This is a genomic window from Lentzea albidocapillata, assembly GCF_000719115.1.
Taxonomy (GTDB): Bacteria; Actinomycetota; Actinomycetes; order Mycobacteriales; family Pseudonocardiaceae; genus Lentzea; species Lentzea albidocapillata.
Window position 1 is genome coordinate 182,584 of sequence record NZ_JOEA01000002.1, and the last position, 9,949, is coordinate 192,532.

The 9,949-nt window shown below is 68.3% G+C and carries 8 protein-coding genes; 1 reads left to right on the plus strand and 7 read right to left on the minus strand.

All coding sequences use genetic code 11. The features are described from left to right. Positions 1–50: 50 nt before the first annotated feature. The 6 genes from IG04_RS0102890 to xynC form a co-directional block, all read right to left on the minus strand. Positions 51–1,343: an MFS transporter gene (locus IG04_RS0102890; RefSeq protein WP_245815876.1), complete on the minus strand. Its 1,293-nt coding sequence runs from the start codon at positions 1,341–1,343 to the stop codon at positions 51–53. Positions 1,344–1,515: 172 nt separating this feature from the next. After that, a complete protein-coding gene (locus IG04_RS0102895) occupies positions 1,516–2,883 on the minus strand; it encodes an alpha/beta hydrolase (protein ID WP_036013465.1) in 1,368 nt (455 codons plus the stop codon). Positions 2,884–3,033: 150 nt separating this feature from the next. After that, positions 3,034–3,714: a cation efflux transmembrane domain-containing protein gene (locus IG04_RS0102900; protein WP_051768740.1), complete on the minus strand. Its 681-nt coding sequence runs from the start codon at positions 3,712–3,714 to the stop codon at positions 3,034–3,036. A 10-nt stretch (positions 3,715–3,724) separates the two neighbouring features. Continuing rightward, positions 3,725–4,381 (minus strand): VldE C-terminal domain-containing protein, encoded by a 657-nt coding sequence (locus IG04_RS0102905; RefSeq protein WP_030474934.1) that lies wholly within the window; start codon positions 4,379–4,381, stop codon positions 3,725–3,727. A gap of 236 nt (positions 4,382–4,617) precedes the next feature. Beyond that, the gene (locus IG04_RS0102910; protein ID WP_245815842.1) at positions 4,618–5,760 is read right to left on the minus strand and encodes a galactose-binding domain-containing protein; all 1,143 of its coding nucleotides are present in this window, start codon (positions 5,758–5,760) and stop codon (positions 4,618–4,620) included. A 20-nt stretch (positions 5,761–5,780) separates the two neighbouring features. Then, complete coding sequence (gene xynC, locus IG04_RS0102915; RefSeq protein ID WP_030474936.1) at positions 5,781–7,049, minus strand: glucuronoarabinoxylan endo-1,4-beta-xylanase XynC; 1,269 nt, start codon at positions 7,047–7,049, stop codon at positions 5,781–5,783. Positions 7,050–7,297: 248 nt separating this feature from the next. On the opposite strand from xynC, the gene IG04_RS0102920 reads away from it, so the two are divergent. Next, complete coding sequence (locus IG04_RS0102920; protein ID WP_030474937.1) at positions 7,298–8,818, plus strand: hypothetical protein; 1,521 nt, start codon at positions 7,298–7,300, stop codon at positions 8,816–8,818. Positions 8,819–8,841: 23 nt separating this feature from the next. On the opposite strand, the gene IG04_RS0102925 is transcribed toward IG04_RS0102920, so the two are convergent. Beyond that, entirely contained in the window at positions 8,842–9,900 is a 1,059-nt protein-coding gene (locus tag IG04_RS0102925) for a MupA/Atu3671 family FMN-dependent luciferase-like monooxygenase (protein ID WP_030474938.1), read from the minus strand. Positions 9,901–9,949: the final 49 nt, after the last annotated feature.

The following is a 9,949-nucleotide window of genomic DNA, read 5'->3' on the forward strand; positions in this document are numbered from 1 at the left end:
GCGAGTGGGGAGAGGCCGCCGGCCTCTCCCCACCTGTGGTGCGGTTCCGATCAGAGGTTCCGGTACGGCCTGCTGAAGAATCCGACCGAGAAGGCCGCCGACACGCCCAGTCCGGCGACGATGATCACGACCTCCGGGTCGACCGTGCCCAGGACGGTCCCTGCCAGTAGCGCGGAGGCAGGGTAGGCGAGACCGGCACAGGTGGCCAGCAGGCTCATCACCCTGCCCAGCGCCCGGGCAGGCACCGTCCGCTGGAGCATCGTCATGTAAAAGACGTTCACCGTGGCCTGCAAGGACGCGGCGGTGAACATCGCCGCGGTTGCCATCACCAGCGATGACCCCACCGGGATACCCGTCAGGGCGAGTCCCTCGGCGATGCCGAGGCAGAGCGCGACCAGCCCGCGACGGCGCAGGCGCAGGAGCGCCGGGCCCAGCAGTGCTCCGATGACCGAGCCGGCACCGAGGCCGGTCATCATGACTCCGAACCCGAAAGCTCCTCGGCCCAGCGAATCCTGGGCGAAGATCGGCAGTGCGATCTCGATCAGGCCGACAGCGGCGAGGTTGAACACGAGTGTGGTCAGCAGGGTCATCCGCACCAGCGGAGAACTGGCGGCATACCGCAGCACCGATCGCCAGGTCCGCAGCCGGTCGCTGTCCTGGACGCCGTCATCGGCGTGCTGCGCCGCCGTGTCAACGGCTGCTTCCACCGCAGGCTTGGACGGCCGGATCGCCATCAGGGTCAGGCTGGACACCAGGAAGGTGATCGCGTCGATCAGCAGCCCCACACCGCTCTTGAACGACGCGACGAGCATTCCACCCAGCGCGGGCCCGGCGATCCTCGACGTGCTCTGCATGATCTGGATCAGGGAGTTGCCCGCGGCGAGCGACTCGGGACGTACGATCTGCGGTAGTACGGCGAACGAGGCCGGCATGAAGATCCCGCCGAGGATGCCGAACGGGACCGCAACCGTGATCATGGCCCAAAGGGGTATGTGACCATCGGCGGCGAGCGCGACGAAACCGAGCACGACGACGGCACGGAGCGCGTCCGCGGCAAGCATCACCGGCCGGGCGCCCAGGCGGTCGGCAAGCGCTCCGCCGACCGGGAGGAAGGCCAGCCTGGCCCCTCCGTAGCAAGCCAGCACCACGCCGAGGTTCGCGGGGCCGCCACCCTGGTTGAGTATGACGAACGGCAGCGTGACGAGATAGATGCCGTCGCCGATCTGGGAGAGCAGCTGGCCGATGAGGTACAGCGCGAAGCGTCGTTCCCGCAGCGGAGCCAGCAAGCGGACGGCAGGCTCTCCGGAGGTCACGGCCGTGCCCGCGACACGGCGTGGGCCCATCGTCACGCGCGCGCTCCGTGGTCGCATGTCGGTCCAGGACGGCCTCGATGTGATCGAGGCAGCGGGCTGGAAGGGCAGTTCTCGAGCAACGGCACGGTGCCGAGTGAGATCACGTTGGCCGTGGTCCCGTGTCCTTGCCGGTGCGCACCAGACACCCGAACGAACGCAAGGCTCAACGGTGTCGCGACGACGTGAAGCGGTCGCCGAGGAACTCCGGGGGCCGGAACCCGACGAAGGCGGCTGGGCCGAGCCCGAGCGAACCGGCGAGATCCTGCAACCGGCGCGGCTCGGCCAGTCCGCCCCAACGCCCGGTCTCGACGCGCTTCTCCATGGTCATCACCGCCGCGACCAGTTCAGCGGTCGTGAAGGCGCAGTGCCCCGCGTGGTCGGTGTACGCCTGCCGAAGCAGCGCGGCGGAACCGCTGTCGCGAACGTCTTCGGCGTACTCCTCCACGTGCTGCACCGGGACAAGGGCGTCATCGGTGGTGTGCATCGCGAGAACCGGCATGTCCAGCCGTCCGGTCAGGGTGGAGGTTTCGCGCATCCAGCGGTACGCCACCGGGTCGGCGGTCACGCCCGCCGTGCGCGTCAACAGGTTCAGATCGGTGTGCAGATCGGCACCGGCCTGCCTGTACGACTGCGCAACCTGAGCAAGGAGTCCCGACTCGGCGAGTTGCCGCCAGTAGTTCACGCCCTTGTTCCAGGTGGGGTTGCCGCCGGCACTCTGCTCCATGTCGTAACGGCCGAACAGGATGAACGGCAGGATCGCGCGCAGGTTCTGATACCGGCCGGCCTGCTGCGCCTCGACGTCGCCCGGAGTGGGCTTCGGCTGCCCGGCAACCCACGCCGGCTCCTGGAACAAGGCCGTGATCAAGGCATTCCGAGCGCGGCCCGCGGCGCTCGCCTGCGCCTGATCCAGAGCGGTCAGCATCCGGCTCGAGATGGCGGCGGCCTCGGCGGGGCCGGTGAAGCCGACGAGTTTGACCTGCTGCCCCGCGAGGAGCAGTTGCGCGATCGCGTGCGACCCGTCCAGCTGGTAGTTGTGCAGGTCGATCCCGCCACCCATCAGCCCGCAGGTGGCGATGGCGCCGTCGAGCTGTCGTCCGCCGCGTTCGGCGAGCCGGCCGGTGATCATGCCGCCGAACGACGTCCCGAGCGCGATGGCGCGACGAGGCTTGCCGATGATCCCGCTGACCGCCTCAAGCGTGTCGAGCCCGTCCTGAGCCGCGGTGTCCGTGACCCACCCCGGACGGGAGAACGACGAGCCGGCGAGCGCGTAGCCGCGAGCCAGCAGGGCTTCCGCGACGGCGGGACCGGGGCTGTTGACCGGCGGATTGGCGGGAGTCGGGTTGTAGCCGTGGCTGTAGAGCAGCAGCGTGCCGTTCCAGGTCGCCGGCACGTCGGCGATCCAGGTCGCGCCGTTCGGCAGGACCCCGTCGTACCTGGTCGCAGGGGCCGCCTGCGCCGTGGCGGGCGCCAGGCCCAGCACGGCCAGCGAGGTGACCACCACGGCGGTGAACAGTCGTCGAACGGTCTTCATAGTGCTCCGCCCCTTCGTGGTGGGGATGGCGAGCGACCTCGACCGAGGTGTCGAGTGAGAAGTTAGGCATTTTCTTGACGGCCGTCAAGAGAATGACCCACCCGCGATCGCCGTGGCCGTTCCGTCCGCTACCAGGTCGCGGTGTGCCCGTCAGTCACCGTTGAATCGGGTCCCGGCGATGTGGCGGCGGTGCCGGCTGAGGTCACACGTCAGCTCGCCACCCCAGGCGCGACGCCCCTGGTTGATGGCGAAGAGCGCGATGACCAGTCCTGCCACCGCGTCCAGCCAGGTCCAGCCGAGCACGGCGTAAGCCACCAAGCCGAGGAACGTGGTCACGCTCAGCCAGACGCAGAGGCGCGTTTCCGCCGCGTCGGCAACGATGAGCCGCGAGTTCATCGCCAGTCCGTTCCGGCGCTTCGCGGCGGCGACAAAGGACAAGGTCACGACAGAGATCCCGGTCAGAATGATGCCGACCAACGATTTCTCCGGCTTGGCCTGGACGACGACTTCGCGGATGCTCTCGAAGAGGACGAAAGCTCCCAGGGCGAAGAAGGTGAGTGCCACGAAGCGCAGAGCCCGGAACTCCTTGCGTTCGTCGACGGCACCTGTGCGGATCGCGGTCCGAAGCCGGACCGCGATCAGCAGCGCGGCGACGAACTCGATCCCCGAGTCGACCCCGAAGCCGACCAGTGCCACCGACGCCGCGGCGAGACCGGCGCCGACCGCGATGGCGCCTTCGACCACGTTGTAGCCGATCGTGATGTACTGCAGCACCAAGGCCTTTCGCGCGGCATCGCCGCGCACGTCCGGCAGCGCCTTGGGCTGCTTCACCTCCAGCAGATCAGCAGGTGACGTTGACGGTCGCGGTCGCCTGGAACGACACGTGCACGTGGTCCATGTGGTTGGCCGTGGGACTCCCCCGGTTCTCCATCGCCGACCAGCCGCTGCCGTCGTTGTAGCGCTGGCGCCAGATCACGTAGGTGACGCCGAACGCCCGGCGGTTGGCCAGCACGTAGTCGGCCAGGGCGTTGCCGGTGGCGGTATCGACCATGAAGTCCAGCGCCAGGCCGCTGGGATGGTCACCGGAGCCGCCCCGGCCGGCGGCGCCGCCGATGTCGTCGACGCCGAACTTGCCCGCGACGTGGTGACCTACCTGCGCCACATGCGGTTTGACGCCGTCCAGGGTGGTCGGACAGGGCGGCGGGGGAGGTGGCGCGGGAGGCGGCGTGGTGGTCAGGGGAGCTGTCGTGGTCACCGGAGGTGGCGTGGTGGTCGCCGGAGGTTCCGAGGATGGCGTGGTGGTCGCGACAGGCCGCGAGTCTTGGCTGACAGGGCTCGACGGGGCGGCCAGCTGGGCGGCCGCGCCGGTTGGATCGACCTGCTGGTCGGAAACGCGGACGACCCAGAAGGTCACGACCAGGCCTGCGCTGAGGGTGGCGGCGACCGCGATGGGCAGCTTCCGGCTGGCTGTCTGCTTCGTTCTATGTCGGCCCGGCATTCGGGAACACCTTGCGTTGGGGACAGGGCATGCTCACACGGCGGGCCATGTTACGAAATGAACACGAGAACATCACGGGCGAGTGTTCATGCTCACATTTCCCCTGGTGAGCGCCTCGCTACCGAAAGTGACAACCCTTTTGGTCGTGGACGGTCATATGGCCCTGTCCGTCGAGGTCACGGTCCCGCTGGGTGGACGCGGTCGCACGACGCCCGCCCAGCGGGTCCTGATGCCGGTCAGCCGAAAGCCTTCACCTCCAGCATGCCGACCGAGTCCGCTCCGCTCTGGAGTACGGCCCGCAGCCGGGTGGTGCTCACCGCGGTGAAAGTGACCTGGTTGTACTGGTTGACAGTGGTCGGGTGGCCGCTCGCTCCCGGCACGTCCGCGTAGGCGGTGCCGGTCCAGTACTGGAGCTTCCACGACGCCGGCAGGCGCACTCCCCCGTTGTCGTCGAAGAAGTAGACCTGTGCGGACTTCATGGTCTGCGCGGCGGGCCAGGTCAGTTCGGCCCACTGCTCACCGGTGTTGGGCCAGGTGCCCCACCGCGGGTTGACCGTGTCGTTGGACGAGGGCGGGTCGATCCCGTCGTTCAACGCGGTCACGCCCTCCCACGCCGACGTGCAGGACGCCGAGGGCGTCGCGGTCAACGCCAGGTTCGTCGTCGGCCCCGGATCGGATCCGCCGCCGCGGTGGTAGACCTTCACCTCGGTCAGCGCGGTCTTGAAGCCCGAGGCGTGGGTCATCTGCACGCGTATCCGCTGCGTGCCCACCGGGGTGAAGCGGACGACGTTGTAGTTGGCATTCGGGACGCCGGGTTTTCTCGACTGGGCGGCGGCGTCGGTCCACTTGCTTCCGTTCCAGTACTGGACGTTGTACGAGGCGGGCGCCCGGTAGCGGTTGCCCGCGCGGTCGTCGCGGAAGTACAACCGCACCTCGTCCACCGTGCGGGACTGCCGGAGGTCGAGCTCGTAGGAGTCCGTGCCGTTGGGTGAGCCGGAACTTCCCCAGACCGGGTCGTTGATCGGGAACCCGTCCACCGCCGCCCCGGCCGAGGTGCCCGAGGCCGTGTACGACGCGGTCACGCCCGCGCCCTGGGCCAGGTCGGGAGTGGTCGACGTCAGGTCGGCGCCCGCCTTGGCGAACACGTCGACGATGCGGCTGCTGTTCTGCACGACGTTCTGCGGCGCCTGCGCCCCGGAGATCGCCGTGCTGTAGTTGACCACCCCGGCCCCGGACGGGAACGTGACCGAGCCGGTGGCGGGGTTGAAGAGCACCTTGGTGAGGCGGTCGACGGTGAGGGCCCGCGTTCCGTTGAGGTAGACCGAATTCCGGCGTGATCCGCCAGCCGTGCAGGCTCGTCGTCCGCGAGTCCACCGCACCGCCCTCCCGGTGAGGGCACTCAGTTCAGGACGAACGTCCTGATGCTACGGGCGGGCAACTGAGCGTTGAAGGATCCGTTCGACACGGCGAAGTTGTTGTAGTGCGCGAGGGTCGCACTTGCGTTCGTCAGCCAGGTCGAGACTGTCGCGGAACCGGTGTTCCGGATGGTGAACACGTGGTCCACCGGCGATGTGTTCTTGTTGATGGCGACGATCACGATCCTGGACCCGCTCTTGAACGCCGAGATGTAGACGTTCGCCTGCGGGTTCGCGGTCGCGGTGATCCGCGAGTAGCCGGGCCGGACCCACTTCGAGAAGTGCGCCATGTTGGCGCCGCGCTTGCTGATCTGCCCGTCCTCGCGCATCGGACCGTAGCTGCGGCGGATGTACCACCACACGTAGGTCTGGAACCGGCCGTCCACCAACGAGCGGTGGATGTGCTCGCCCACGTCGAGCGCCTGCGGCCACAGATCGGCCGAGTCGCTGCTGTTGGGGTGGTAGACCTCGGTCATCCACAGCTCTTTGCCGTTGCCCTTTTCCCGGAAGAGCGGGTAGGGGAGGTCCGCGGGCCGGGTGCCGTAGAGGTGCGCGCCGATGATGTCCACGTTCGCCAGCGCGGCGGCGTCGTTGAGAATGGGGTCCGAGAGATTCTTGCGGTACTGGAAGGACTCGGGAGCGATGACCCTGCAGTTGATCCTGCCTGCGTTCTCTCGCAGGAACCTGACTATCTCACCGGCGGTCCATGCGGTCCATTCCTGCGCATAGTCCGGTTCGTTCTGGATCGAGATGCCGTACAGATTCACTCCATTGTTCGCCATGAACGCCACGAAGTCGTTCAAGTGTTGCGCATACGCGCCGTAGGAGGCGTAACGCAGCCGCTTACCTCCGGAGAAGCTCTCGGTCATCGAGGCAGGCGGGTTCCACGGTGAGGCGATGACCTTGGCCCCGAGTTCGATCGCACGCCGCGCCGTGGCGACCTCGCGGCTCCAGTTCGCCCGGTCCTCGTGGACGGGAATGCGCAGCACGGTGAAACCGAGCTGACCCGCACCGTTGCCGAACGCCGTGTCGCGCTGGGAGGCGGTGAGATCGCTGATCCAGACAGCGTGGTTCATGCCGCCGAAGCCCAGGATCGTCTGCTGCACGTTCGACGGCTCGACGACCACCGAGGTGGCCGCCGCGGCGGGTGTCGCCACCGCCAGCACCGGTAGCGCAACGCCTGCCGCCAGTAATGCCCGCCGACTCAACGGCTGCGAGCCCGCGATCTCCGAGTGGTCCTGACCTGCTGCCATGGCATCTCCACAAGTTGATTCGGGCATGGAGGCGGACATATTGGGAGCGCTCCCAATAACAAGTCGTAACAGTGTCCAGGCCTTGCAGTCAAGGCAACCGATAATCGAATATGTCGAATGATTGTCGATCGGGATGAACATCCACAGCAGCTGTCGCCCTCTTTCGGGTGGTTGTGGTGCGGTCGGCGAAGATCCGGCTCCCTACCGGCTATCCGTCGTGGATGGAGAACGACCGTTTGCGTGATCGAATGGCGGCGCGGAAGCGCCGGCACCTCGCCGTGGTGATGTCCGTGCTGGTGACAAGCTGCACGTCCCAAGGGGCGGCCGGTGCGATGACGGCCGAAGTGACCGCACCATCAGAGAAGACCGCCGTGCTCAACGCGGAACCCGGTGCGGGATCGGCGATCGCCGTGAGTTCGGCCCTCTTCCGCAGTGCCCCTGTCGTGGTGGTGGCCGCAGAGGCGGATCGAGCGGCCTCGGCCGGAGCGGGCACCCTCGCCGAGCGACTGGGGGTGCCAGCGCTCCAGGTTCCCGCTTCGAACGCGACGGAACCGGGCATCGCGGCCGTGCGTGACGAGGTGGGAAGGCTGTCACCACAGGTAGTGCTCACCGTTGGCGCGGACGCGCGCCGTGAGGTCGAGGCATGGCATGGCCCAGCCAAAGTGGTCGGGATCGACGCACCACGGGACGGTGTCACGGCGACGGATCTGCCCGCCGGGCTGCCCGCCGTCCAGCCCGCCCAACCGGTGAACGTGACAGTGCTGGCAGACGCCGGCCGTGACGACGTCGCCGCGGTCTCCACCGCACGGGCGGCGGGGGCGCGGATCGTCGCGGTGCACGGCGTCGATCCGAGGGGCGACCCGGCCGCGATCGACGCGTTGCGCGCAGAGCCGCCCGCCGCGCTGCTGGCGCTGGGCAAGGGTTTCGGTTCGCCGGAGCGGCTGCGCGCGCGGGTCGACACGGTGGTCCGCGGTGGTCTGCTGCCTGGCGGTGGGCAGGTGCTCTTCCCCGGCAGGCTGCTGGTCTGCCTCTACGGCCATCCGGACGGGCCCGCGCTCGGCGCACTGGGGGAACAGGACCTCGAAGGTTCGATCGCGCGTGTCAAGAAGCTTGCCGCCGAATACGAGCCGCTCAGCGACGTTCCCGTCGTGCCGGCCCTGGAGATCATCGCCACCGTCGCTCACGGCTCTCCCGGACCGGACGGCGACTACTCGGGCGAGACCGATGTCGAGGCGTTGCGCCCGTGGGTGGAGAGGGCCGGTCAGGAAGGCGTTCACGTGATCCTGGACCTGCAACCGGGCAGGGCTCGGCTGGTGGATCAGGCCAAGCGGTACACGCCGCTGCTGGAGATGCCCCACGTCGGCTTGGCCGTCGACCCGGAGTGGAAGCTCGGACCGGACCAGGTGCCGCTGCAGCAGATCGGTGGTGTCGACGCCTCCGAGATCAACGAGGTGTCGGCGTGGCTCGCCGAGCTGACCGCCGCGAAGTTCCTGCCGCAGAAGTTGCTCGTGGCGCACCAGTTCCAGCTGTCGATGATCCGCAACGAGCAGGCGCTCGACACCACCCGCGACGAGGTGCAACTGCTGATCCACATGGATGGGCAGGGCACGACGGGCCAGAAGGAGTCCACTTGGGACTCCGTTGTAGAAGCTCGACCGGCTGACCTGCCGATGGGCTGGAAGAACTTCTACGACGAAGACAAGCCGATGCTCACGCCGGAGCAGACCATGGCCCATGAACCGAAACCGTCGATGGTCTCCTACCAGTGACGCTGTCCGATTCGCGTCGTCCTTCAGCCGCCGAGGCGTTCTTCCGCTGACCGCCGCAGTTCGTCCAGGTGCACCAGGCTGTTCAGCACCGTGTCCGTGTCACCGACGAAGTCGATCAGGCACGCGACCTCGTCGACGCCGATCTCGGCGAGCGCGTCCAACGTCCGCAGCCCGTCCTCCACGGTGCCGAAGAGGCCACCGGTGTCGAAGTAGCGGTCGAACGAGCGCGCGACCAGGAAGTCGACGTCCTCGGGGTCCATGTCCTCGGGGTTCACCCCCGGCATCAGGTCGCCGGAGGCGCGCGCGATCAGGCTGATCGAGCTGCGCAGGTAGTCGCTGAACGGCTTGCGCACGATCTCGCGCACCTCGTCGCGGTCGGTGCCGAGGAACGTGTGCAGCATCAACGACACCTGGCCGTTGCCGGCGACGCCGTGCGAACCCGCCTGGAACGCCTCCCGGTACAGGGTGATCTTCTTCGCCAGGTCGTCGAGGTCCTGGCCGAGCAGGTGGGTCAGCACGCCGGCACCGAGTTCGCCGGCCTGCCGGAACGTCTCCGGCGTGCCCGCACTGGTCAGCCACACCGGCAGCTCCGCCTGCACGGGGGCCGGGAAGATGCCCACCTGCTTCTGGTCGCCGGCGCCGTCCACGACGTCGATCTTCGAGCCGCGCCACAGCTCGCGCACCGTCTGCATGGTCTCGACGAGGACCTCCTTGCGGCGCGGATAGTTCTCCGGCCGCAACGCGAAGTCCACGGCGTGCCAGCCGGAGGCGAACGACAGGCCGACGCGGCCGCGCGAGAGGTTGTCCACAACGGACCACTCCTCGGCGATCCGCAGTGGGTGGTGCAGCGGGCCGACGACACTGCCCGCCCTGACCGCCACCCGCTCCGTCACGGCGGCCACCGCGGCGCCCGTGACCGCCGGGTTCGGGTACTGCCCGCCGAACTGGTGGAAGTGCCGCTCCGGCGTCCACACCGCCGTGAACCCGTGCGTGTCGGCGAACCGGGCGCCTTCGATCAGCAGCCGGTACCGGTCACCGGAGCCGGCGCCGTCGTCGGCGAAGTAGAACAGTCCGAAGTCCATGCCAATCCCCTCGAGAAGAGGGCGGGTGGCCACGAGGGGCCACCCGCGG